Origin of the sequence: Paenibacillus sp. NPDC058174 (genome assembly GCF_042883865.1) — a bacterium.
GTDB lineage: Bacteria > Bacillota > Bacilli > Paenibacillales > Paenibacillaceae > Pristimantibacillus.
Genome location: NZ_JBHVUY010000001.1, coordinates 672,218 through 696,938 on the forward strand (window position 1 = coordinate 672,218; position 24,721 = coordinate 696,938).

23 protein-coding genes, 1 riboswitch and 3 other annotated features are annotated in these 24,721 nt (G+C 42.5%); of the genes, 17 read left to right on the forward strand and 6 right to left on the reverse strand.

Features of this window, described 5'->3' with window-relative positions:
* Positions 1–80: 80 nt before the first annotated feature.
* From ACFVVF_RS03035 to ACFVVF_RS03045, 3 genes are all read left to right on the forward strand, one after another.
* Positions 81–875 (forward strand): Cof-type HAD-IIB family hydrolase, encoded by a 795-nt coding sequence (locus ACFVVF_RS03035; protein ID WP_387805271.1) that lies wholly within the window; start codon positions 81–83, stop codon positions 873–875.
* Positions 876–911: 36 nt separating this feature from the next.
* Positions 912–1,400 (forward strand): NUDIX hydrolase, encoded by a 489-nt coding sequence (locus tag ACFVVF_RS03040; protein WP_387805273.1) that lies wholly within the window; start codon positions 912–914, stop codon positions 1,398–1,400.
* 246 nt (positions 1,401–1,646) lie between these two features.
* On the forward strand, positions 1,647–2,030 hold the full coding sequence (locus ACFVVF_RS03045) for a VOC family protein (RefSeq protein WP_387808784.1): 384 nt from the start codon (positions 1,647–1,649) through the stop codon (positions 2,028–2,030).
* Between the two features lie 110 nt (positions 2,031–2,140).
* On the opposite strand, the gene ACFVVF_RS03050 is transcribed toward ACFVVF_RS03045, so the two are convergent.
* Positions 2,141–2,704 carry a DUF4269 domain-containing protein gene (locus ACFVVF_RS03050; protein WP_387805275.1) on the reverse strand — a complete coding sequence of 188 codons (564 nt, stop codon included), beginning with the start codon at positions 2,702–2,704 and terminating at the stop codon, positions 2,141–2,143.
* 76 nt (positions 2,705–2,780) lie between these two features.
* Positions 2,781–3,257, reverse strand: a complete 477-nt coding sequence (locus tag ACFVVF_RS03055) for a GNAT family N-acetyltransferase (RefSeq protein WP_387805277.1) — start codon at positions 3,255–3,257, stop codon at positions 2,781–2,783.
* A gap of 117 nt (positions 3,258–3,374) precedes the next feature.
* Here ACFVVF_RS03055 and ACFVVF_RS03060 point away from each other — a divergent pair, with 117 nt between their 5' ends.
* The 5 genes from ACFVVF_RS03060 (at position 3,375) to ACFVVF_RS03080 (ending at position 10,262) form a co-directional block, all read left to right on the forward strand.
* On the forward strand, positions 3,375–3,818 hold the full coding sequence (locus ACFVVF_RS03060) for a MarR family winged helix-turn-helix transcriptional regulator (RefSeq protein WP_387805279.1): 444 nt from the start codon (positions 3,375–3,377) through the stop codon (positions 3,816–3,818).
* Positions 3,819–3,903: 85 nt separating this feature from the next.
* Positions 3,904–4,173 (forward strand) — a binding site (T-box leader).
* A 53-nt stretch (positions 4,174–4,226) separates the two neighbouring features.
* Positions 4,227–4,497 (forward strand) — a binding site (T-box leader).
* Positions 4,498–4,551: 54 nt separating this feature from the next.
* Positions 4,552–4,822 (forward strand) — a binding site (T-box leader).
* A gap of 66 nt (positions 4,823–4,888) precedes the next feature.
* A complete protein-coding gene (gene ilvB, locus ACFVVF_RS03065) occupies positions 4,889–6,610 on the forward strand; it encodes a biosynthetic-type acetolactate synthase large subunit (protein WP_387805281.1) in 1,722 nt (573 codons plus the stop codon).
* Positions 6,611–6,924: 314 nt separating this feature from the next.
* Positions 6,925–7,215 carry an ArsR/SmtB family transcription factor gene (locus ACFVVF_RS03070; RefSeq protein ID WP_387805283.1) on the forward strand — a complete coding sequence of 97 codons (291 nt, stop codon included), beginning with the start codon at positions 6,925–6,927 and terminating at the stop codon, positions 7,213–7,215.
* Between the two features lie 91 nt (positions 7,216–7,306).
* Positions 7,307–8,488 carry an MFS transporter gene (locus ACFVVF_RS03075; protein WP_387805285.1) on the forward strand — a complete coding sequence of 394 codons (1,182 nt, stop codon included), beginning with the start codon at positions 7,307–7,309 and terminating at the stop codon, positions 8,486–8,488.
* A 307-nt stretch (positions 8,489–8,795) separates the two neighbouring features.
* Positions 8,796–10,262 carry a serine hydrolase domain-containing protein gene (locus ACFVVF_RS03080; RefSeq protein ID WP_387805287.1) on the forward strand — a complete coding sequence of 489 codons (1,467 nt, stop codon included), beginning with the start codon at positions 8,796–8,798 and terminating at the stop codon, positions 10,260–10,262.
* A 108-nt stretch (positions 10,263–10,370) separates the two neighbouring features.
* On the opposite strand, the gene ACFVVF_RS03085 is transcribed toward ACFVVF_RS03080, so the two are convergent.
* Both ACFVVF_RS03085 and ACFVVF_RS03090 read right to left on the reverse strand, forming a co-directional pair.
* Positions 10,371–11,576, reverse strand: coding sequence for a chromate transporter (locus tag ACFVVF_RS03085; RefSeq protein WP_387805289.1), 1,206 nt, complete (start codon positions 11,574–11,576; stop codon positions 10,371–10,373).
* Between the two features lie 253 nt (positions 11,577–11,829).
* Positions 11,830–12,438, reverse strand: coding sequence for a TetR/AcrR family transcriptional regulator (locus tag ACFVVF_RS03090; RefSeq protein ID WP_387805291.1), 609 nt, complete (start codon positions 12,436–12,438; stop codon positions 11,830–11,832).
* Between the two features lie 152 nt (positions 12,439–12,590).
* Between ACFVVF_RS03090 and ACFVVF_RS03095 the strand changes: the two genes are divergently transcribed.
* The 6 genes from ACFVVF_RS03095 to ACFVVF_RS03120 all read left to right on the forward strand — a co-directional run bounded on the left by ACFVVF_RS03095 (position 12,591) and on the right by ACFVVF_RS03120 (position 17,745).
* On the forward strand, positions 12,591–13,454 hold the full coding sequence (locus ACFVVF_RS03095; RefSeq protein ID WP_387805292.1) for an NADPH-dependent F420 reductase: 864 nt from the start codon (positions 12,591–12,593) through the stop codon (positions 13,452–13,454).
* Positions 13,455–13,611: 157 nt separating this feature from the next.
* Positions 13,612–14,253, forward strand: a complete 642-nt coding sequence (locus ACFVVF_RS03100) for an FMN-dependent NADH-azoreductase (protein ID WP_387805294.1) — start codon at positions 13,612–13,614, stop codon at positions 14,251–14,253.
* Positions 14,254–14,422: 169 nt separating this feature from the next.
* Complete coding sequence (locus ACFVVF_RS03105; RefSeq protein WP_387805296.1) at positions 14,423–14,866, forward strand: cell wall hydrolase; 444 nt, start codon at positions 14,423–14,425, stop codon at positions 14,864–14,866.
* Between the two features lie 158 nt (positions 14,867–15,024).
* Entirely contained in the window at positions 15,025–15,627 is a 603-nt protein-coding gene (locus ACFVVF_RS03110) for a TetR/AcrR family transcriptional regulator (protein WP_387805297.1), read from the forward strand.
* A gap of 5 nt (positions 15,628–15,632) precedes the next feature.
* A complete protein-coding gene (map, locus tag ACFVVF_RS03115) occupies positions 15,633–16,379 on the forward strand; it encodes a type I methionyl aminopeptidase (RefSeq protein WP_387805299.1) in 747 nt (248 codons plus the stop codon).
* 298 nt (positions 16,380–16,677) lie between these two features.
* Positions 16,678–17,745 carry an ankyrin repeat domain-containing protein gene (locus ACFVVF_RS03120; RefSeq protein WP_387805300.1) on the forward strand — a complete coding sequence of 356 codons (1,068 nt, stop codon included), beginning with the start codon at positions 16,678–16,680 and terminating at the stop codon, positions 17,743–17,745.
* A gap of 171 nt (positions 17,746–17,916) precedes the next feature.
* Here ACFVVF_RS03120 and ACFVVF_RS03125 read toward each other — a convergent pair whose 3' ends face one another.
* Positions 17,917–18,282: a YmaF family protein gene (locus ACFVVF_RS03125; protein WP_387805302.1), complete on the reverse strand. Its 366-nt coding sequence runs from the start codon at positions 18,280–18,282 to the stop codon at positions 17,917–17,919.
* 148 nt (positions 18,283–18,430) lie between these two features.
* Positions 18,431–18,543, forward strand: a riboswitch (TPP riboswitch).
* Between the two features lie 93 nt (positions 18,544–18,636).
* Between ACFVVF_RS03125 and thiC the strand changes: the two genes are divergently transcribed.
* The 3 genes from thiC (at position 18,637) to ACFVVF_RS03140 (ending at position 24,085) form a co-directional block, all read left to right on the forward strand.
* Complete coding sequence (gene thiC, locus ACFVVF_RS03130; protein ID WP_387805304.1) at positions 18,637–20,424, forward strand: phosphomethylpyrimidine synthase ThiC; 1,788 nt, start codon at positions 18,637–18,639, stop codon at positions 20,422–20,424.
* Between the two features lie 266 nt (positions 20,425–20,690).
* Complete coding sequence (locus ACFVVF_RS03135) at positions 20,691–23,096, forward strand: excinuclease ABC subunit UvrA (protein ID WP_387805306.1); 2,406 nt, start codon at positions 20,691–20,693, stop codon at positions 23,094–23,096.
* Positions 23,093–24,085 carry a serine hydrolase domain-containing protein gene (locus ACFVVF_RS03140; RefSeq protein ID WP_387805308.1) on the forward strand — a complete coding sequence of 331 codons (993 nt, stop codon included), beginning with the start codon at positions 23,093–23,095 and terminating at the stop codon, positions 24,083–24,085. Before ACFVVF_RS03135 ends, ACFVVF_RS03140 begins: the two co-directional genes overlap by 4 nt.
* Positions 24,086–24,179: 94 nt before the next feature.
* Here ACFVVF_RS03140 and ACFVVF_RS03145 read toward each other — a convergent pair whose 3' ends face one another.
* Positions 24,180–24,605, reverse strand: coding sequence for an exosporium protein C (locus ACFVVF_RS03145; RefSeq protein ID WP_387805309.1), 426 nt, complete (start codon positions 24,603–24,605; stop codon positions 24,180–24,182).
* Positions 24,606–24,721: the final 116 nt, after the last annotated feature.

Genomic DNA, 24,721 nt, shown 5'->3' on the forward strand with positions numbered 1-24,721 from the left:
ACTATCGTTATTATCTGGGATTGACGGCATCTGTAATAAGTAGTATTATTTTACCAATTTAGTTTTGTGGGAGGATATAGATGTCAAACATTCAAGCAATTGTACTGGATCTGGACGGAACCTTGCTCGGCAGTGATAAATCAATATCTCCTAGAAACTATCAGGCGGTTAAAAGATGTTATGATTCGGGAATTCATATTATTATAGCAACGGCGCGACCGCCTAGAGCGGCTAATCAATTTTTGAAGAAGTTTCCTTTCGCAGACTATATGATTTATTACAACGGTGCTCTAGTGACATGCAAATCTAAGCAAAATCAGCAGCATATTAGCATCGCAACAGAGATTAGTCAGCAGATTACTAATTTCATAGAGTTACAAATGTTACAATCGATCATCTTATATGAGGTTAATGACTCATGTTATACATGCAGACCGATTCCCGACTCCCATTACGCTCAAGCAGGCTTTCGCTCGAATGATCCGAAACCTCAGGTTGTTGATAGAGCGTATATTCATACAATTTCTCCGACTAAAATATTGGTTTTGGGCTATAAAAATTGGAGGGATTTATCCGAACAATTGGGTGATCATGTGAACGTAATCGGAACCGATGGAGGAGTGCTGATCCAAATTATGCATAAATCAGCATCTAAGGAAAAAGCCGTACAATGGGTTTTAAGCGATATCGGAGTTAAGTCAGAGCATGTCATGGTGTTCGGGGATGATTATAACGATTTAGGCCTATTTCATATGTCCGGCTTTCCAGTCGCAATGGAAAACGCCATAATCGAACTGAAAAATAATGCAGCTCACGTAACCGATTCAAATGATAATGATGGTGTTGCTGCTGCCATTGAGAGATTCGTAGTGTAGCACCTAGTTGAGTACCCTAATAGCAGGTCGAAATAGATGGCGTTTCCGACACATATTGTATCAGCAGGCGGGATTGTTGAGGATGGGCACGGTAATATTTTATTGGTAAAGGCCCATGATGATGGTTGGGTGTATCCTGGCGGTATAACTGAAGTTGGGGAAAATCTGATTGACGGCGTCATTCGTGAGATCAAAGAGGAAAGCGGAATAGAAGCCACGGTCAGCCACTTAATTAGTATTGTTTCCAATACAGCGCTCCATAAATGGTATGACGGTGTTACTGATGTTCCTACGAAGGTGATGTTTGATTTCGTATGCAAGGCTGTCGGCGGAGAATTATCTATTTCTGATGAGACAAGCGAATGCAAATGGGTTCCAAAGGAGAATGTTCTCGATTTTATCACTTTGCCGGGAATTCGAAAGCGTTATGAGGCTTATTTGAATTTTACCGGCTCAGTGAATTATATGGAGTACGCCACTGCGACGACGACAGAATGCGAAGTAAAGCTTCAGAGGAAGGTTTAGTTGCAGATTTCTATAGGTGGTGACTGGAATCAAGTGACTCTTAGTACTGATTGTATAAGGAACAAGAGATACTGTTTTTATTTGATGAAGATCATTGGCAAGGAACGTGGAAAGAAGAGAGCTTGGAAGATTACTACAGCAGGGCTGTGAAATGGTCAAAAAGATAGTATAGACCAGACGATATCAAGTTTGTTGAGATTAACGGTCATACTGCAGCATATATGAAAAAGGGTGAATTAGTTGGGATTGCTACATCATATCGAGATTAACGTATCAGACCTCAATCGTTCGGCTGAGTTCTGGGGCTGGTTTCTGTCAGAGCTTGGTTATACACCATATCAGCAATGGGAGGAAGGGCGTAGCTGGAGGTTAGGAGATACCTATATTGTATTTGTTCAAGCGAAAGAAAAGCACTTGGAAGTGCCATACAATCGTTGTCGGGTAGGACTGAACCATTTGGCATTCCATGCGATATCTAGAGAACAAGTGGATGAGTTGACTATAAAGATACGTTCTAAGGGAATGAACCTGCTTTACAAAGAGAAGCATCCTTTCGCAGGCGGAGAAAATTATTACGCTCTGTTTTTTGAAGACCCCGACCGTATAAAGGTTGAATTAGTTGCTCCTTAAAGATCGGGTTTATGAGCGTGTTAAAGAGATGTTTTGCACAAACCAAAGTTAGATGCTTAATTAAGTTTTCGGGTAAAAGGCTTAGATCTATTACTAGCATAGCTCTTCCTCTATAAATTAAACTTCTCCTTGAGTGCTGCGTCAGAAAGTTCTCCGATAACCAGTAGTTCAGTATAAGGATTCCCATCAATATTAAAGTATTCTCCAAAGGCAGGCTCGGTTTTTAAACCGAGTCTTTTTAGTTGACGAATTTGGTCCTGTGCATCTCTTCCTGCTAACACCAATAGTCGATATTCAATCACCATATGTAAGTATCCGTTTTGCTTGAGAACAGGAATACCTTGTCCAAAAATCTCAATAGTAAAGCCTTCATAATTGAAATTGCATACAATTGCGGTTTGATTTTGTACTATGGATTGATGGATCTCAAACTGATTACACGTCCCGTATAACGTTGTTAACGCTTGAGTGAAATGCGGGAAATTGCGCACTTCACAAATAATATCTAAATCGCTTTCCTCAATGTCTATATCAATTGGGATTGTACCGACCAATAAAGGCGTGTAAGAAGAAAGGCTTTCAAATACGTTCAGACTTGATAAGCAAACAAAAGCATCTCTTTGTCTTTCTGTACCCTGAGAGAGGTATTGTATGTCCGCCCAATTTATATTCATTAATAAGCTCCTTAAGGGTAGAATGGAATGCTTCACATTCAAGATATAGCATCTACTGCTTTCCATTAATATTTGGTTATTTTAAAGTTTTAATATACCAGGCATTCATAGCAGAATGCTCAGAACCTGGCAGTGGTTCAGGTAAAAGTGTAAATTGAAACTTTTCATATAATTTGCAGGCCGCTTTTAATTCATGCTGTGTTTCTAAATAGCATTTGTCATAATATTTTGATGCGAATAACAAAGCGGTCTCCATAAGTAACCTTGCAATCCCTAAGCCTTGCGCATTTGGGGTCAAGTAAAGCTTTTGCAATTCGCAAATTTTATCTTGTTCGTTAAACGGTGCTATACCGATACCGCCAACGATCTCATTATCTATTTCTGCTACCCAGTAATTTGCATGCGCTAAGCTATTATAATAGCCATGAAGATCATTCAGTTGAGGGTCAAAGTAAGCTGTTCCGGGAATCGCTAAGCCAAGCGATTCTAATGAATCTTGTATTATTTTTTTGATAGCGGCATTGTCTTTATTTTCAATTTCTCGAATTTTCATATAGGCTCTCCTCAATTAGAAACTCACGTAATAGTTTGAATAGTTGACTTCGTCCACTTTTAGAAGATACAGTTATGTTAAGGTTAATTGTTGACGGAGTCAACTAAAGGAGAGCATATGGATAAAAAAAACATTTATGAAATTAGAGAATTTAACCGCTTTTATACAAAGGTACTTGGTTTATTTAATAATCAAATTTTAGGTACAAACTATTCATTAACCGAAGCACGGATACTATTTGAGATCAGTGAGAGAACAGAGTGTATTGCAAATCACCTCGTGCGAGAGCTTAATATTGATAAAAGTTACATGAGCCGGATCATCCGTAAGCTAGAGCGGGAACAATTGATTGAGAAAAAAAGTTCAGCAATTGATAGCAGAAAAAGCTTTCTCTTGTTAACAAAAAAAGGGGAGGAGATATTAGATAACATTAATATTCAGTCGGATATACAAATTAATCAGTTATTTAATAGACTAAGTGATGACGAGGTTAACGAAATTGTTGATTCAATGATGCAAATCAAACATAAACTATCGACAACGGGGTTGTCTCCAGCCTAAGAGCAGCAATGCCCGAACGATTGCGGCTAACTGTTTAATAAATCATTTGAAAACGCACAAATTCTGTGCTATTCTTGTGACTAATATAATTGCGTTGAAGAGAAAAAAGTACGAAGGCTCTTATGTCCAGAGAGCAAAGGAACCGCTGAAACCTTTGCCATAATCCTAAGTACGAAGTCATCTCTGAGCTTTTGACCGAAAGTTGAACCTGGCAATGGTTCGATGAGTAGGCTCGAACGGAATGGCACACGTTACTGTGCTGCAGGCAAGGTCAACCTTGCCTCATGAGGCTGGAATCGGAAGATTTCCGGCAAATCAGGGTGGTACCGCGAAATGATCCCCTTTCGTCCCTTCAGGCATGGCAGCTGTATACTGTCGTCTGAGGATGAGAGGGGTTTTTATTTATACCTAAAAGCGATGAAGAGAAAAGAGTACGAAGGCTCTTATGTCCAGAGAGCAAAGGAAACGCTGAAACCTTTGCCATAACCCCTCGTACGAAGTCATCTCGAAGCTTTTGATCGAAAATTGAATCAGGCAATGGTTCGATGAGTAGGCTCAAACGGAATGGCACACGTTAGCGTGCTGCAGGCAAGGGCAACCTTGCCTCATGAGGCTGGAGTCGCAAGATTTTCCGGCAAATCAGGGTGGTACCGCGAAATGATCCCCTTTCGTCCCTTCAGGCATGACAACTGTTTACTGTCGCTTGAGGATGAGAGGGGTTTTTATTTTTTATATAGAAGCGATGAAGAGAAAAGAGTACGAAGGCTCTTATGTCCAGAGAGCAAAGGAACCGCTGAAACCTTTGCCATAATCCTAAGTACGAAGTCGTCTCTGAGCTTTTGACCGAAAGTCGATCCGGCGATGGATCGAATGAGTAGGCTCAAACGGAATAGCACACGTTACCGTGCTGCAGGCAAGGGCAACCTTGCCTCATGAGGCTGGAGTCGCAAGATTTTCCGGCAAATCAGGGTGGTACCACGAGATGATCCCCTTTCGTCCCTTCAGGCATGACAGCTGTTTACTGTCGCTTGAGGATGAGAGGGGTTATTTATATTTAAGGAGGAAATGAAATGAAACCATTATCCAATCCGAAGATCGAAACGCCTCAGCATTTGTTAACGGGATCGGAGGTGCTTTTACAATGCTTGCTGCTAGAAGGAACAGAATGTGTATTTGGTTACCCTGGCGGCAATGTCCTTTATATCTATGATGCGATGGTTGATAATCCAGACTTCAAGCACATTTTGACCCGGCACGAGCAAGGCGCTATCCATGCGGCGGACGGGTACGCCAGGTCAACAGGGAAAGTCGGCGTGTGCATCGCCACATCCGGACCGGGAGCAACTAACTTAGTGACAGGAATTGCAACGGCTTATATGGATTCTGTACCGCTTGTCATTATTACGGGTAACGTATCAACAACAGTCATGGGCACGGATGCATTTCAAGAAGCGGATATTGTCAGCATGACCATGCCCATTACCAAGCACAACTACTCTGTACGTGATGTACATGATCTGCCCCGCATCGTTCATGAAGCCTTTCATATTGCCAATACGGGAAGGAAGGGTCCAGTATTAATCGATATTCCTAAAGACGTGTCCAATCACAAAATGCAGTATCGCCCATCAGACAATCTAAGTATTCGAGGTTATGACGCGGCTCCGAGTGCGGATCCAACGGAGATCGATCAATTGCTTCAGGTTATTGCGGAATCAGAAAAGCCGGTTATTATAGCTGGGGCCGGGGTGATTTATTCCGAAGCATCAACTGAGCTGCTGGAATTCGTAAATAAAACAAAAATCCCAGTGGCGACCACATTGCTCGGTTTGGGCGGTTTTCCTAGCGGCCACGATTTGTGGTTAGGAATGCCAGGACACCATGGTACGTATACGGCGAATACGGCTATTCAAAACGCTGATCTCATCCTTTCCATCGGGTCAAGGTTTGATGACCGGGTTACGATGAAGCTTGACGGTTTTGCGCCACATGCCAAATGGATTGCTCACATCGATATTGATCCTGCTGAAATTGGCAAGAACATCAAAACGGATATTGCATGTGTCGGCGATATAAAAGCTGTTCTGGCATATGCAAATACGAAAGCGATGCCCTCTAAATCAAGCAGTTGGATCAATAAATTGCAGCACGACAAGTCTAAGTATCCATTACGGTATAAAGATTCGGATACGGAGCTTAAACCGCAGTATGTTCTTGAAATGATTCATAAGACAACGAAAGGGAATGCCATTATTACCACTGATGTAGGCCAGCACCAAATGTGGACTGCACAATTTTACAAATTCAATCATTCCCGTTCATTAGTAACCTCCGGAGGTTCTGGTACGATGGGATTCGGTTTTCCCGCTGCTATAGGTGCCCAAGTAGGAAATCCCGATCGGCTCGTTATTTCGATAAACGGTGATGGGGGTATGCAAATGTGCGCACAGGAACTGGCGATCTGTGCCATTCACAATATTCCTGTCAAAATCGTCGTCATTAATAATCAAGTGCTGGGTATGGTCAGACAACAGCAGGAGCTTTCCTACGAAAGCCGTTACAGCCAGATTAATCTTGCTGGCAGTCCTGACTTTGTAAAGCTAGCAGAAGCTTACGGAGTCAAGGGATTAAGAGCAAGCAATAAAGCTGAGGCACACAGCGTATGGCAAGAGGCTTTGGAGACAGCCGGACCTGTACTTGTGGAGTTTGTAGTACCAACTGAAGAAAATGTATATCCAATGGTTCTCGGCGGAACGACATTAGACCAGATGATAATGGGGGATTTCGAATGATGAAGAAGCATATTATTTCTGTCCTGGTCAATGATCAGCTTCTACAGCGGATATCAAGCTTGTTCAGCCGCCGTGGTTTTGACAGAACATAAACTTATCTACTGGCAACAAGGCTGCAGGGACAGCTATCCGGCAGCCTTGTTTATCAAACTAAGTTTCGATTAATTTCATCTATTATTTCTATAGAAAAAATGACATTGATCTATAATAATGAATTTTTATAAAATAAGCTAAATCAAAGAAAGGAGGACAACTTCAATCGGTCTGCTTGCTAGTGGACTTGATTTAATAAGATTTCTTAGTACAATGTGTTTATGACTAATGAACAAGTATTGAATGATGAGACCCGGGTCAGAATATTTAAGGCATTGGCTGATGAGACGAGATTGGAGATCATACGGAATCTTTATGCCAGCAGGAAAGAAATGAATTGCGGAGAAGTGGGGGACATTCAAGGAACTTCAAAATCGAATACTTCGTACCATCTACGTACTTTACGAGAAGCGAAGCTGATTAAGGTGCGAAAAGAAGCTCAAACGAGGTATATGAGCATTGAATTGGAGACTTTCGAAGCGTACTTACCCGGATTTCTGGATACTTTGTAGAAGGAAATCTCTTTTTTTTCTCTATAGTTCAATACTTATTGAACTACTGAACTAATACTACATGAACTACACATGCAAAGGGTGAATCAGAATGGGTAAACTAACTGTTTTATTATTTATGATCATGTTTTTTATCGGCACGGATACCTTTATCATTTCGCCGTTAATTCCCACTCTTCAGGAGTTATTTGGTATCCCGACCCAATATTCGGGCTGGATGGTAGGGTCGTATGCATTAGGCTACGCCATATTTGCACTGATTGCCGGGCCGCTGTCCGACGGGTGGGATCGCAAGAAAGTGATGTTTTACGGCATGATTGCTTTTTCAATCTCTACGATTTTATGCGGATTTGCTACGGGTTTCTGGTCGATGATTTTATTCCGTTTTTTGGCTGGAATCAGCGCAGCGTTTACTTCCCCTCAGGTCTGGGCTTCCATTCCAGTGTTGTTTCCTGCATCTAAGAACGCCAAAGTGTCCGGAATCGTGATGGCAGGCTTGGCTTCCGCTCAAGCATTCGGCATACCGATTGGAGGCTTGCTCGCTTCAACCCATTGGTCCTATCCTTTTTATGTAATCGGCTTATTTTTCCTAGTAGTGTCGATATTTATCCATTACACCTTGCCTTCAATGAAGCCGGTTCAGAGCCAAACGACCAAACTTTCGATATTTAAAAGATATATCCCGCTTCTGACTAGCAGAATGGCGAGAAGGTCCTTGCTGGGGCACTTCTTGTTCAATAGCGGATTCATGGCTGCCTTTGCTTTTATTGGAAAATGGATGACGGATCGCTTCGAGCTTTCAGTTGATCAGGTAGGGTATGCAATCCTTTTTTTAGGTGTTGGTAATTTAGTGGGAAGCTTTGGCGGAGCTTATGTGATTCAAAAGTTCAACCGTTTCAACACGCTGGTAGCGGGATTTCTGCTCGCTATCGTATGCTTTATCATTGTGCCTTTCCTGCCATCGGTTGCCGCATTTGATGTTGTGTACTTTTTCATATTTCTAAACATGGGCATCGCTTATCCATTAATTATGGGGCTGCTGACATCATTAAATCCGGCGATCCGCGGCACAATCTCCAGCTTAGGCAATTCGGTTATGTATGCTGCGACAACTATCGGTTCTGGTATTGCCGGCGTAATATATGCGACGTTTAACGGATTTACCGGCGTTTCCATATTCGCGGCTCTATGCTTTGCCGGTGCGTTGTTCTATTTCATATCAAGCGGGATATTAACGAAGCAATCCGAAATGAAGACGAAGCTTGCGTCATAAAGATAGGGGACTTGACTTGGTAAAGATTTGGATATATCTTTTGTTTAGGAGATATTGGAAGGAGCAATTTTCATATGCCAGCTAACCTGTAATGGTCGATCTGATTAGTTAGTGCAGTAACCCTGTTTTGACCAAGGGGGACGTCTGCCTAATTTGACCATTATGGGAACGCAAGGCATCGTTTATAGAATGAGCCGAAGCGGAACCTTTAGGGTACTCCGCTTTTTTATTTTCAAAATTACATCTCCCGCTCCACGAATACTTGCGTTCCTTCTAAAATCGTAAAGATATAGGAGGAAATAAAGCTATGAGTAAAAATCAACATCAATTGAACGATGACGAAACCTGCTATAAATTGAAAAAGTATATGGATGAATTAGCACATCGCGGTTATTTTAATGGTGCTGTTTTAGTCGCTCAGAATGGTCGCATATTATTAAGCGAAGGCTACGGCCGTGCCAGCTTGGAATATGATGTTCCAAATTCACCGACAACAAAATTTCGTATCGGATCACTCACGAAGGCTTTTACGGCTATGGCAATATTGCAGCTTCAAGAACAGGGGAAACTAAACGTTCATGACAGTATCGATAAATATTTGGAAGGTTATCCGAATGGACATTTCATTTCGTTACATCATTTGTTATCTAACTCTTCGGGTATACCGGATTACCCGGGTTTCCCTCGATACTGGGAACAAACGCAGAGGATGTATTCAACACTTGCAGAGACGATACAGACGATAAAGGATAAACCTTTGGAATATATGCCGGGGGAAGAACACAGCTACAGCAATTCTTCCTATATTTTACTAAGTGCAATTATCGAGAAAATATCGGGAATCTCTTACGGGGAATATATCAAAGAAAATATTTTCTGGCCTCTTCATTTGGAAAATACAGGAGTAGAGGATTGCAGGACCATTGTTAAAAATTTAGCTTCTGGGTATTCCGTTTGCAAAGAGAAAATTCATGCTGAATATGTAGATATGACGCTTCACCTTGGTGCCGGTGCAATGTATTCAACGGTTGAAGATCTTTACTTGTGGGATCGTGCTCTTTACAGCGATACGTTAGTCAGTAAAAACTCGCTTAAGATCCTCTTTGACCAATACACCACGTATTGTGGAAGTTATGGCTGGGTAATTGATGCACATATCATTCATAATCAACCAAAGAAACGAATTGGACATTTTGGAAGCATGAATGGTTTTTGGTCTGATTTCAACCGATATGTGAATGATGATCTTGTTATTATCGTATTGAGTAATTTTGAGCTAACACCTGTACAACAGATTAGCCAGATTCTAGCGGAGATAGCATTTGGGGGTGAGGTGCAAGAACAAAAGATAACACCCCCTATACAAATTAACGAATCAATAATGAAGCAACTCGAGGGCATTTATGAATATGGAGCAATCTTAGAGCAATGCGCAAAGAGAAATCTGAAGGAGGCCTTGATTGGATTAATCCAAATGGATGTTCCTCAAATAACAACTGGCCAGTTCTATAAAGTATTTCAGGAAAATGAGATACATCCTTCCTCGACGATAATAGTAACTTATGAGAATTGCAGATTGTACCTATTTATGCAGAAGAATCATGGCGCATGGTTTAAGTATGAAATTTACCCGGTATCTGATCAAGAGAATTCAATAACTTGTGTGGCGAAGGACATTGATGAGAAGGTGATTTTCACTATAAAACCAGATGGCGGGATTCAAATGGATCATTTTGATGTATATGGTACTGAAATTACTGGCTATAAAATTTAGTAGGATTACAAGAACGGCATGAAATGAACGATGGCAGATATAAAAAATGAAAAGCCTGATACGTCAGGCTTTTCATTTTTTATATAGGAAACGATTGGGTTACGCTAATTAAATATATGTAATCAATGTACCGCCCACAGCGCCGGCAATTACAATGACCCAAGGCGGTACTTTCCAGAATATGAGCATTAGAAACAGAATGGCAGCTAAGGCAAAATCAACAGGAGCCAGAATTGCTGTTGTCCATAGAGGATTATACAATGCCGCTAGCAAGATCCCTACAACGGCTGCGTTGATCCCGATTAGTGCGCCTTGAACCCTCGAGTTTTTCCTCAGGGAGTTCCAGAATGGCAGCGCGCCTGCGATTAATAAAAAAGCAGGGAGAAAAATAGCCGCAGTAGCAATTAGCGCGCCAGTCACTCCGTTAATCATCGCCCCCAAATAGGCGGCAAAAGTGAATAATGGACCTGGTACAGCTTGCGTTGCGCCATATCCTGCCAAAAAGTCGGCTTTGTTAATCCATTCTGGCACGAGCTCTCTTTCGAGCAGAGGCAGCACGACATGACCTCCTCCAAACACAAGTGAACCCGAACGGTAAAAGCTGTCGAACAAAGTCAGCCAGTCGGCGCCAGCAAATTGACTAAAGAGCGGCAACAAAATCAGGAGCCCGAAGAAGACGATCAAGCAGATAGCCGCGAAGCTGCGGCTAATGGGGACGGAGAGTTCCGCAGTTTCGGGAATTGTTGATTTTCTGTATAAGATCATGCCAATTAGACCTGCAATAACGATCAATAATATTTGGCTAAAAGCAGTTTGCCACATTAGGGTAACGGCCGCAGCAAGGATCGCGATGGTTGCCCGGTTACGGTCAGGAGTCAGCTTCTGACCCATACCAAGTACGGCCTGAGCAACGATTGCTACAGCGACGATTTTAAGTCCATGAATCCATCCCGCATTGCTAATATCAAATCCCTGCATTAGAAAAGCGAACAGAACCAAAGCCACGACCGACGGAAGTGTAAAACCAAGCCAAGCCGTCACTCCGCCTAGAATTCCAGCACGGATGATGCCGATTCCAATGCCGACCTGACTGCTGGCGGGGCCGGGCAAGAACTGGCACAGCGCGACCAGATCCGCATAGCTTCGTTCATCCATCCATTTGCGGCGGCGTATGTATTCGTTATGAAAATAACCAAGATGAGCAATTGGTCCTCCGAATGAAGTAAGACCAAGCTTTGTTGATACAGTGAATACTTCCAGAAGTGCAGTTAACTTGCTTTTAGGCGGATGCTGGTCTGTGTTACAGCTGTTCATTACACACTGCTCCTCTTGTCAATATAAACTGCATGTCTACGACATTATGTAACGGACATATGGAGAGCCATTACTTGTTTGAAGCTGCTCTATAGTTATAATATCTGATCAATTGAGGAAGCACAAAGCGAATGGAGGACTTCATATATTTTTTTATTATTAACATTGTTGAAAGGTTAACATTGATTGATCGGAGCCAGCAATATGGATATAGGCAACAAAAAAAGCTTGATTTCTCAAGCTTTCTTACCATTTACTGAAGACCCTTTAGTACAGTGTCTATCATTTTCTCGCTCACTTTTTCAATATCATATTCAGCGTCTGAGAGGCACCAAGTAACAATAGCACCTGTTATAAAAGAGTAAACACAATTGACAATGTCTTCTATGGATAAATCGGCTCTAAATAATGACAGTGATAATCCTTCCTCAATAGCTTCATAAAACAAGTCCTGCTTGATGCAATCCGCAAAATATGAGGGTTCTGTTGAATTTAGTGAAAGATTAATAATAAAAGTAAGTTTAGTAAGTTCTTCTCCAACCACTAATGGAAAGCCCAGTGCAACCATCATGAATTTTTTCAGTCTGTCAACTGGAGAAGCATCTGTATGTTCCCGGACATATTTCCCGAAATTCTCGTCCATGTACTCGGAATAATCATCCCGGAACAATTTTTTGACGATATCCTCTTTCGACTTATAGTGAATATAAAATGCTCCTTTAGAAAGGGTGCATTTCTCACAAATTTCATCAACCGTTACGTTGTTATATCCCTTAGTAAGAATGAGCTCTTTCGCCACGGAGAATATCTTATTCTTCGTGGCTTTCCCCTTGGTATGCCGACTTGTATCTTTAACTTTCATCCCGAACCCCTCCATAACACCAACTATAACCCATGAGTTTTTGTTAGTCAAAACGCGACCAGGGAATTGACAAAATAAAAGTGACCGGAGTATACTGACTGCAGTCACTTTTATTTGTGGCCAATCAAACTAAAGGAAGCAGGGTGTAATAGATGAAAATTGGTATTGTAGGAACGGGACATATTGGGAGCAATCTTGCCAGGATTTTCAGGGGAAAAGGGCATACAGTCACAATCGCAAACTCCAGTAACTCCGCGACCTTGCACAAATTGGCGCAGGAGATTGGAGCAACGCCAACTACAGTTCAGGACGTTGCTAAAGGCGCAGATATTGTTATCATTTCGACTCCCTTAAAAAGCATTCCCGAATTGCCGGCAGGTTTTTTGGATAAAATTAATCCGGGAGCGGTTGTTGTGGATACCACTAATTATTATCCTTTGCACCGCGATGGAGCCATAGAGCCTATCGAGAAGGGGCTGCCTGAAAGCAGCTGGGTTGAGCAGCAGCTCAAGCATCCGGTTATCAAAGCGTTTAACGCTACTAGTTTTTATAATTTAACCGAAGAAATTCAGTCGGAACTTCCGCATCGCTTGGCTTTGCCCATTGCCGGTGACGATTCCGCTGCTAAAGCAATCGTATCCCAATTAGTGATCGAAGCAGGTTTCGATCCGGTTGATGCTGGCGGTCTGGACGAATCCTGGCGTTTACAGCCTGGTTCTCCTGCTTACTGCACTGATCTCGACGTAGAGCGCATGCATGAAGCACTTGCTCAGGCGACCAATGAGAGGAAACTGGAATCATCGGGCATCCGTTCAAGTGAAGAAGAATTAAAATTGGCGAGAGAAATGCAAATTGCCTTTTATCAGAGCTTTGACCAGGCGATTCAAATTTTGATGGAATCAAATCAGTGGACGGAAGCCTTTGCAACTAAGCGAGTGGTTGCCCAATTCATGGAAGGCAAACAATCTCCGGCAGAAATTTTTGGTTTAATATTTGAGCATAAACGGCTGGATTAATTAAAGTCTTAGGATCACTTATAGAAGTCTGATGACGGAACTGGCTAGAGCAGCCGGTTCCGTCATTTATCTTTTTTTTCAGATCATGTCACAGATAGGTTCCTTCAATTGTCTTAATAGCTGTACAAACAAAAAAACAACATGGAGGAACCATACTATGAGCAAACTGCTTGTCATTAATGCACACCCGGAAGTAGAGTCCGCCTCTTCCTACAGCCTGAATGTATTAAATTACTTCTTGGGACAATATAAAGAGCAGCAATCAAGTGATGAGGATATTGAACAAATTAATTTATACAGCGATTCTGTACCCGCGATCGACGAGACTGTTCTAAGGGCATGGGGAAAACAACGTAATGGCGAAGAACTGACCATTGAAGAACAAGAAGTAACCGGAAGAATGAATGAAGTATTGCAGCAATTCAAAAGTGCAAATAAATATGTAATCGCCTATCCCTTGCATAACTTTAATATCCCGTCCAAATTAAAGGACTATATGGACAACATTCTGATTGCCAGGGAAACGTTCAAGTATACCGAAACCGGTTCCGTAGGTCTGCTTACAGACGGAAGAAGTATGCTTGTCATCCAGGGAAGCGGGGCGGTGTATACCAATAATGACTGGTACACGGAAGTTGAATACTCCCATAAATATTTGAAGTCCATGTTCAATTTTATTGGCATTGAAGATTACGATATACTTCGGGTTCAAGGAACGGCGATATTGGATAAAGATGAGATACTGCAAAAAGCATACCGGGAGGCCGAAGCAGCGGCTACAGTACTTGCAAGTAAATAATTATTCCTCCACGGTAGTACTAAGATCATCTATTTTATCCTAGCCTTTCCGGTCATTCTTGAAGTGATCGCTTCGAGAATCATATTAGAAATAAAAGTGCAGGTTCCCAGAGTAACACTTCCGCTTTGCCTACAATATGATGTGTCTAGAACGCTAAAGAGGTGAGTCAATGGGAGTTGTAAAAGCCAGACAGCAGGATATCGATATGTTGGCAAGACTGCTTCGAGCTGAAGCGGAGACCGAAGGAGAAATGGGTATGCTTCTTGTTGGAAATGTCGGCATTAACCGGATAAGAGGGAATTGCTCCGATTTCAAAGAACTCCGGACCATTCCCCAAATGATCAACCAGCCGCATGCTTTCGAAGCGCTGCAGCACAGCTTATATTATCAGGGCGCAAGAGACAGGGAGCGCCGTCTTGCCCAGCGGGCTGTGAATGGGGAGCGGAATTGGCCGGCCAAATTTTCTCTCTGGTATTTCCGGCCAGGATCGTTCGAGAATCCCGGACCCTGCCCGGATACTTGGTATAATCAGCCGCTCGCAGGACGATGGAAGAAGCATTGTTTCTATGAACCAACCGGGGAAGAATGTGAAAACATCTATAATACGTATTAACAAAGTTATACTCTTAAGAGCCGCGCAGCACGCGGCTTTTTGTTGTTTAGTCAGGACTGTGAAGGATATATAGAGTGTATTGAAATACTTGCTCCTTACTTCTAAATGATGTATATTGTTTTACATTGACATATCAGCAGGTCAAAAAAGGAGGAGCCATGTCACCACGCACGAAAGAACAAAATGATGCGATCCGGGAAATGCGGATGAGCCAAATTATGCAGGCGGCTGCGGAAGTATACTTGGAGAAAGGCATGCAATTGGAGATCCGTGATGTTGCGGTCCAGGCAGAGCTTGGTTACGGAACCGTGTATCATTACTATAAAAACAAGCAAATGCTCTTGGAAGATCTACTGTGGGATGCCTTGAATCAGGCCGAATCCGCAGTAATCCCCGCTTTAACGGGGGACGTCGGCAATAGGCTTAAAGCGGAGTCATTCTCCAGGCTGCTCTTGCGGAAGTGCATTCAGGATCCTTCCGTATTTATTTTGCTAAAATCAGTTGCTGATAACTTTCATCATTTCCCGGGAAACCGGTTCAGCAAGCTGTTTGGCGAATTTCAGGAACGGGTCTATTTGCCCTTTGTGGAAATGATTCGTCAGGAGATCGATTCCAAGTCACCGGAGAAAACAGCAAATCTAATATTTGGTTCGCTTGTAGGTTATGCAACTTTGAACATTCACCACAATATGCGGAATGAGATCGATGTGGATGGAATCGTCGATATGATTTTTTCAGGCATACAGTCAAGGGAGAGATGAATGGAATGATCATCTTGAAATCGAGAACAGAAATCGAGGAGATGAGAAAAGCCGGCGGGATTGTCGCTGCCTTTCATCGGGCAATTGCGGACAGGATCCGGCCGGGGGTCACGACGCTCGATATCGAGTCGTTCGCGGTCCAGTTCCTCAAAGAGAATAAAGCGAAGGCTTATACCGTCGGGTACAACGGCTATCCGTTTGCGACATGCGCGTCGGTCAACGACGTTATCGCGCATGGCTTTCCTAATGATAAGCCGCTCCAGGATGGCGATATCGTCACAATTGACATCGTCGCGCAGGCAGATGGCTGGGTCGGTGATTCGGCATGGACGTATACGGTAGGCGAGGTGTCGGAAGAAGCCCATAAACTGATGCGGGTCACGAAAGAAAGCTTATACCTCGGTATCGAAAAAGCTGTCGCCGGCAACCGGATTGGCGATGTCATGCATGCCGTTCAGTCTCATGCCGAGCGAAACGGATTTTCGGTGGTGCGTGATCTGCTTGGTCATGGCGTCGGAAGGGAGATGCACGAGGAGCCTAATTATCCTCATATCGGGACTCCGGGCAAAGGTTTCCGCTTGAAGGAAGGGATGGTTCTGACGATCGAGCCGATGCTGAATGCCGGAAAAGCGTTAATGACAATTGATGAAGACGGATGGACGGCTAGAACCGCTGATGGTTCACTGTCCGCACAATATGAGCATACGATCGCAATTACTGCAGACGGTCCGATTATATTGACTGAACAATAGAGTTAATGGTGAGGTTATTAAAATAAGCAGATCTATCAAAAAACAAAGCTGCTCTCAGAGTAGCTTTGTTTTTTTGTGGGAGTAATTTTATAAATATTTATCGGATCTTTAGAATTATTCCTTATACTGTATTCCTTGTAACTGCCATTGGCTTTGGCTGCTTTTTTATTGTGTGAAGAGTACAGGGGATTTCCATTTTGTGTTAGTATGAAAAAGGGAATCCTTGCATTCTTATTATAGTAAAAAGAGAAAACTATGCAGGTAAACATACTTCCACGAGATTAAGGGGCGATCAACTATGGTACAAATCGAGCAGGTATACAAAATGATAAAAGACGGAGACATGGAAAGCCTCCGGCTTCTTTTGATAAACAAATTTAACCCCAATCAGCCTGTCAGCAGCTATGAATCACTTTTAGAGTGTTCATTGGATTATGAGCAATATGATATTGCAAAATTATTAATTGAATTTGGAGCAGCGCTCCCAACTGATGTAATGGTAGATGCAGCAAGAGGAGATCGCAATATGTTCGAGTACTTGCTCTCCAAAGGGGCTGATCTCAACGCTATTAATCATGTCGGTCATTCTGCCCTAAGTCGTGCACTAGCTTTTGAAAATATGCAAGGTGCCTATACTCTTATTGATTTAGGTATTGATTTGAGTGCAATAGGAGGGGGAGCTTTAATTCATTGCGCTTATGAAGGTAAGATTGAATTTTTAAAAAATCTAATTAACCTAGGTGTAGATATTAACTTCTATAGTGAGGACAATATATTTACTAGTGGCGCTACGCCTCTTATAGCTGCAGTTATAGGTAAACAGTTCGAAACGGTAAAATATTTAATTAATAAAGGTGCTGACACCTCATTGGTCTGTAGAGAAGGATGTCGTGCATATAATTATGCTAGGATACAAGATACATCCGAAATAGCTTCATATATCAAACTATTTGAACCTCATGAATATCACGATATTAATAAGCGGACTGAAGAACTTATTGATGGTGGCGTACCTTTGGAAGTCATTGAGGTTTTAAAAATAAACAATAAGCGACTAGAATATGAATCTGAAAATTATTCTAACTATCTGGTTCTTGGAGATCTTTCTGACGTAGTGTACTTCGAATATCACGATTTTAAACTATATAACCTATTGTTAGAAGTTGATAATTTCGAGGCCTTTGGTATGATAACCTGGTGTCCACACATTAACTTATTTGTAAGTGTTGATATAGAACATGAGTGGATTTATCTCTTGCATGATATGACTTGGGAAAGTTTTCTAAATAATCCGGGATTGTACATTGATCGCATAATTGATGGCTACTACGATTGTGAGGAAATTGAAGAGGAAGCAATGATTTAATTAACCTCCTGCCTTAGCTGATGACTCGATCAGCTAAGGCTTCGCTATCTATTTTAATTAGATAGAATTGATAGTATGAAAAATAAGAAAGCATGCATCGTTCCCTTATTGGATCGGCGCATGCCTTCTTATTTTTACAATAGTAAAGTATGAGTGTGGAACAATTCTATATCATTTAATCAACGGCGCTTGAATTAAAGTCGAGAATTTAAATTGATGGACATGGCCATCGTTAAAGGTCGTCTGGCCTTTTACAAAATGAACATGCTTGCCTCTCCCGACTCGGATAGCAGGACCCGTCGTTATTTTTTTCAATTTATGAAAGTGATTAAGGAAATCTGTGTTGGCCAAATCAATTTCATGGACATGGCTATTTCCTCGCGGTATCGCTTGACCAGTAACTCCTGCGAATCGGTGGTTATGACGATCATTTCCTTCTTCAGCAAGCTGAGTGCTGCCCTGGAACTCATGAACATGCCGTTGGACCTTGTAACAAGGTGCAGCCTTTTTGTTAATTGTCGCTCTTCTTCTAACCATTGTTAATAAACCTCCTAATGATAGAACTATTATCATCGTATTAAGGAGAGGATCGAACCGTTCTAGGCCGGCTCATTGTTTATTCAAATGGAAAGCAAAGAATTAAGGGTTGATTTATGCTGCGAAAGTGTATAAGATTTAGTTGACCAATCGAATACACGGGAGCTTGGGTTAACCAGGCTGAGAGGATAGCTGATAATGCTGTCGACCGTAAAACCTGATCTGGGTAATGCCAGCGGAGGAAACGTTCAAGCCTTTGTGTATACAAAGACCGCTTCTTTTCGTTGCGGTCTTTTTTGTATGTATAAGAGGCGTCTCCGCTTGCACACATTGATTTTCTAAGGAGGCAATGAAATGGCAAGCGAGTCCAACAGCAATAAAATCATTCCTGATCTATCTTCTTTTCCCGGCAGCAAAAAGGTTTATATTCAAGGTTCACGACCGGATATTCATGTTCCGATGCGTGAGATTGTATTAAGCCCAACTGGCAGTGGCGATAACGAACAACAAAATTCACCTGTGAGAGTCTATGACAGCAGTGGTCCATACACAGACGCACAGGTGCAAACGGATATCCATAAGGGTCTCCCGCCGAATCGGCTAGATTGGATACGGGAACGCAACGATGTCGAACCATATTCGGGCAGAACCGTCCAAGCGGAAGATAATGGCCATCGAGCAGAGGAGCTCGTCAATCAAGCAGATCTGTTCCCTGGAATGAACCGCCGTCCATTGCGAGCTGCAGCCGGAGCGAATGTCACTCAAATGCATTATGCAAGAAAAGGAATCATAACCCCTGAAATGGAGTACATAGCGATAAGGGAAAATGTCGCTCCAGAATTTGTGCGTAATGAGGTGGCTGCCGGGCGAGCGATAATCCCATCCAACATCAATCATCCGGAAAGTGAACCGATGATCATCGGGCGAAATTTCTTAGTGAAAATCAATGCCAATATTGGAAACTCTGCTGTAGCATCATCTATTGACGAAGAAGTTGAAAAGATGAGATGGGCAACGCGGTGGGGGGCGGATACCATTATGGATCTCTCCACGGGTAAAAACATTCATTCCACACGGGAATGGATCATCCGCAATTCTCCTGTACCAATAGGTACTGTTCCTTTGTACCAAGCACTGGAGAAGGTAGGCGGCAAAGCAGAGAGATTGAGTTGGGAGATTTATCGCGATACGCTTATAGAACAAGCTGAGCAGGGAGTCGATTACTTTACGATTCACGCCGGAGTCCGATTACGCTATATTCATCTGACTGCGAAACGTGTGACAGGTATTGTGTCTCGTGGCGGCTCTATTATGGCTGCATGGTGTCTTGCTCATCACCAGGAAAATTTTCTTTACACTCATTTCGAAGAAATCTGTGAAATTATGAAAACGTATGATATCGCATTTTCTCTGGGAGACGGGCTGCGTCCGGGTTCCATTGCAGATGCTAATGATGAAGCACAGTTTGCCGAACTAGACACGTTAGGCGAACTTACTCAAATAGCTTGGAAGCATGACGTGCAGGTCATGATTGAAGGACCAGGCCATGTTCCTATGCATATGATTAAAGAAAATGTAGACCGACAGATGGAAGTTTGTCAGGAAGCCCCTTTTTATACACTGGGACCGCTTACTACGGACATTGCTCCCGGTTATGACCATATTACTTCAGCGATTGGTGCAGCAATGATCGGATGGTTCGGAACCGCTATGCTTTGCTATGTTACGCCTAAAGAGCATCTTGGCTTGCCCAATAAAAATGATGTTCGGGAAGGGGTCATAGCGTACAAAATTGCCGCTCATGCGGCAGATTTAGCCAAGGGTCACCTAGGGGCACAAGAGCGGGATAATGCTTTATCCCAAGCGCGTTTTGAATTCCGCTGGAGAGATCAGTTTCATTTATCATTAGATCCAGAGAGAGCCCTGGAATATCATGATGAGACCCTTCCGGCAGAAGGGGCAAAAACAGCTCATTTTTGTTCCATGTGCGGGCCTAAATTTTGTAGTATGAGGATCACGCAGGACATACGCGATTATGCGAAGCAGCATGGGCTTGAAGAGCAGCAAGCTATTGAGCAGGGGCTAAAGGAAAAATCGAATGAGTTCATGGGCAGCAACATTTATCAAGAAAATAATCGATAATTTACCCAGTCAAATTGTAAGCTGAAGCTTCGTCTGTTGGAACAGGCCGCTGAGATTTAAATAATTGAGTCACAAGAAAGACATCACCCCACTTATCTGCGGTGATGTCTTTTGCATTTCATCAACTTCATAGGTTAAATAGATTTGTGAATTATGGAAACATTTACAAGAGAACATATGTGCGCTAAACTACTATTAACTAGAGTCACTATGTACATGATGAGTTGTTTTTATTTATAAATTCTATTTACCGTGCGGAGGGAAACATGAATGAATTTATTGAAATAAAAGGGGCTAGGATACACAACCTGAAAGACATCGAAGTACGAATTCCGCGTAATAAACTCACTGTAATTACCGGTGTCTCGGGAAGCGGCAAATCAAGCTTGGCCTTCGATACTTTATATGAAGAAGGTAAGCGAAGGTATCTCCAATTCTCAGGGGAACCGTATATGTTTGATACGAACCCTAAGTTTGACATGATTTCCGGTTTGTCTCCTACTGTTGCGGTTGAACAGCGGATTATCCGCCAATCCAACCCGAGAAGCACAGTAGGCACGCGATCGAAGGTCGGGAATTTATTGGCGATTTTATTTTCCGCATACGGATATCGCGAACCTATGCACGACGATGGATTGCCGCTTTCTATGGAATATTTCCAGAAAAATTCGCCTAAAGGAATGTGTGTGAAATGCTTAGGGACCGGCCGATACCATGAAATTGATGAGGATGCCATTATTAAGCCGGATCTCGCAATCAAAAATATATTTAATGGTTTTCTGATGAAGCATAGATTCCATAAAGCGAATTTTAAAAAGTTTTGCGAACTGCATGAAATAGACGTGAATGATTCAATCGGCACATTATCGGACGAATCATTGCTATTGTTTAAATATGGATGCCGCAAAAGCGGGTTTGTCGGAGCTGTGGTGTTTTTTCATGATATGCAGAAGCATGTGACAAGCAAGCATATCCGGCACAATAGTTTCGATAAAGAAATAGACTTATGGGGGATCAAAGCGGCTCACGTAACATGTCCCAAATGCAAAGGCTCAGGTCTTGGCGCACAAGCCATTCATACTACGCTCTCAGGCAAAACGATTACAGATCTTGAGAATATGTATATAAATGAACTATTGGACTTTTTCATTAATCATAGAGACGCATTGCCAGGTAAAAATCTCATTGGCGAGATCATCATAAAGCTGCGGTGCATGATAGATGTCGGTCTGCACCATCTCGCTCTTTCTCGTCAAGTGCCTACTCTGTCAGGCGGCGAAATACAGCGGCTTTTCCTCGCATCGTTTATAATCGCAGAAATGGATTCGATCATATTTATTTTTGACGAGCCGACAATTGGGCTTCATGAGGCGGAAAAAGAATCGCTGATCAGCATCATACAAAACCTTGTCAAACGCGGAAACACAGTTGTGGCAGTGGAGCATGACGAAAACTTTATGCTTGCCGCTGATTATATTATAGATCTTGGTCCCGATGCCGGTATTTACGGAGGCGAGCGGATATTCCAAGGCAGTCTACAGGAGTTTAAGTTATGTAATACCTCTAGAACTGCACCCTATCTCGCTGGTGCAAACATAGTTAGATTCAAAAACAACTATAAACCGGTTGATAATCAGAAACTGCTGACAATCGAGCATGCGAATCTGCATAATTTGCGTGATGTTTCCGTCTCGATACCCCTTGGATTAATGGTGGGGGTTGCAGGAGTTTCAGGCAGCGGGAAATCCAGCTTGATTCACGATACATTGGTACCTAAGCTGAAGCAATTAATGAGGAACAAACTCGTGCATGAAGTTGAGGACGATGACATTTCAACGATAATTGATGAAGCATTCGTAACTGGAACTGAACTTATCAAAAGGTGTATCGTAGTCGATCAAAAGCCAATCGGAAGAAGTAAAACTTCTTGTCCGGCCACTTACACAGGCATTACGGATCGTGTCCGCGTGATGTTTGCCAAAAAGCCCGAAGCGATCGAGAACGGCTATGGACCCGGGATGTTCACAGTAAATTCCGAAGGTGGATGCAGAGCCTGCAAAGGGGAAGGTTTCAAGAACTATTATATCGGATTCGGAAACTCGATCGAAGTGGAATGTGATTCGTGCAGTGGAACAGGCTATGTTGAAGAGGCATTAGGCGTGACGGTCGATGGGAAAAACATCAAGGACATCATGGCTATGAGTGTAACGGAAGCCGCGGAATTTTTCGGGCGAATAGAATCTGAAGGCTATGACAAATCGATATCTTCCATTCTTGCCACCCTTATACGTGTTGGTTTGGGCTATATTACGCTTGGGCAAAAGACTCCGACGATTTCAGGCGGCGAAGCTCAACGTATCAAGCTTGCAAAAGAACTTTGCAAACAAACTGGAAGCGGCAATGTCTATATTCTAGATGAACCGACAACAGGACTTTCCTTATACGATACTGACCGCCTGATTGGGTTGATGCAGCAGCTTGTTGATGCCGGGAATACGATAATCGTTACGGAGCATGATCCAGCTGTTTTGGCAAACTGCGATTTCATTATCGAAATGGGCCCTGGCGGCGGCAGCGACGGAGGATATGTGATTGCACGAGGCACTCCGGAGGAGTTAACGTCAGACAAGAATTCGATTATAGGGAAATATCTGAAGCGGGTGCATATATGAGCTATGAATGGATGATTTCTACTCCTGAAAAAGAAGGATTGGACAGCAGCATTATAAGTCAAGTAGATGATTATATCAGGCAAAAGCGATATCGTCTTGTAAACAGCGTTTTGATTGTGAAAAACGGAAAGATTGTTTTTGAACGATATTATAATAAGTATAACGAGAATAGCAGAAACAATATTAAATCCATATGGAAAAGCATTCTTTCGATCACGACAGGAATATGCCTCGACAAGGGAATAATCAAAAGCTTGGATGAACCAATTGGAAACTATTTGCAGGAATTCGAGCTGAATATTCATCCATACCACAAGCTCATTACGATTCGCCATTTACTTACTATGTCGTCCGGTATTTATTGGAATGGCGGAATTCATTATCATTGTCCGATGATCGTTCAAATGATGAGAACGAATGATTGGATATCGCATATTGCGGATATCCATATGAATAGCGTACCCGGCATGCAATTTCAGTACAAGGAATGGGACGTCATGCTTTTATCTGCAGTGATTGGCAGAGCTTGTGGAAGTACTGCTTATGACATTACAAATGAATTTTTGTATCAGCCTCTCCATATTTCAAGCGGCAGATGGCCTCAAAGTCCTTGCGGCTTTTCCTATACAGTCATGAAGGGTGAGGAGGATTCCGATTTATCTGCAAGGGATCTTGCCAAACTAGGGATGTTGTTTCTTGATAATGGAAAGTACAATGAAAGCCAGATTGTTTCTGTGGATTATGTAAAGCAAGCTGTTAACTCGTCGCATACTAATGCTTCGTTTGGCTCATCATCAAGTGATGATGATGCATATGGTTTTCTATGGTGGCTTTTTCCTAATGGATATAGATGTCGAGGGTTTGGAGGACAGGAGGTAACTGTAATTCCAGACAAAAATTTCGTTTCAGTTATTCAAGCTACACCAACGCCTTCGAGTAAATCTTACGGAGATATTTATGAAAATATATTGAGAAAAGCAATTTTGTAGAATGATCAGTTGCGGAGCAGTTGCCTCTGGCAAACTGCTCCATGGTTTCGACGAGGGATGGAAAGTCGCGTACCGTCAATGTTGGGAGATTCTGTTAGTTTCTCGTTTTAACAGCCAGCCCACTAAATGAAATTGGTCCTACTACATCTACTCTAGTATTTGCAGTACGATTTTCTGCTGTGACCGTATAAGAATGAGTACCTGCTCTAACATTTCGATCTTCCGCTTGAAAGGTAACAACATAATTCTGCTCTGAACCCGTAGATTCGATACCTTGTTGTGTATTGAAAATTTCTGTATTACCGCGAAAGACTCTAAAACGAATTTGTCCAATGCCTGTGACACCTTTCACACCAACGGATACCACCAAATCTACCAGGTTCGGCTGAGCATTTACAGGAATCCGTATTCGGATCGCTGCAATACCAGATTTCTGCGGGGCACGACGGATCGTAAACGATTTGGCCGGATTGAAGCGGCTAAGCAGCTGGACGGCTGCTTTATCAAGGATACGCACCATAATATCAACTCCTTTTTATTTATGCTTCAATCTATGAAAGTGAGAATGAAAAGGTTTGGACACATTTAAGAGATTCATAGATTTGTCAGATGTCAGGAAAAAAACGCCGTCTGCAA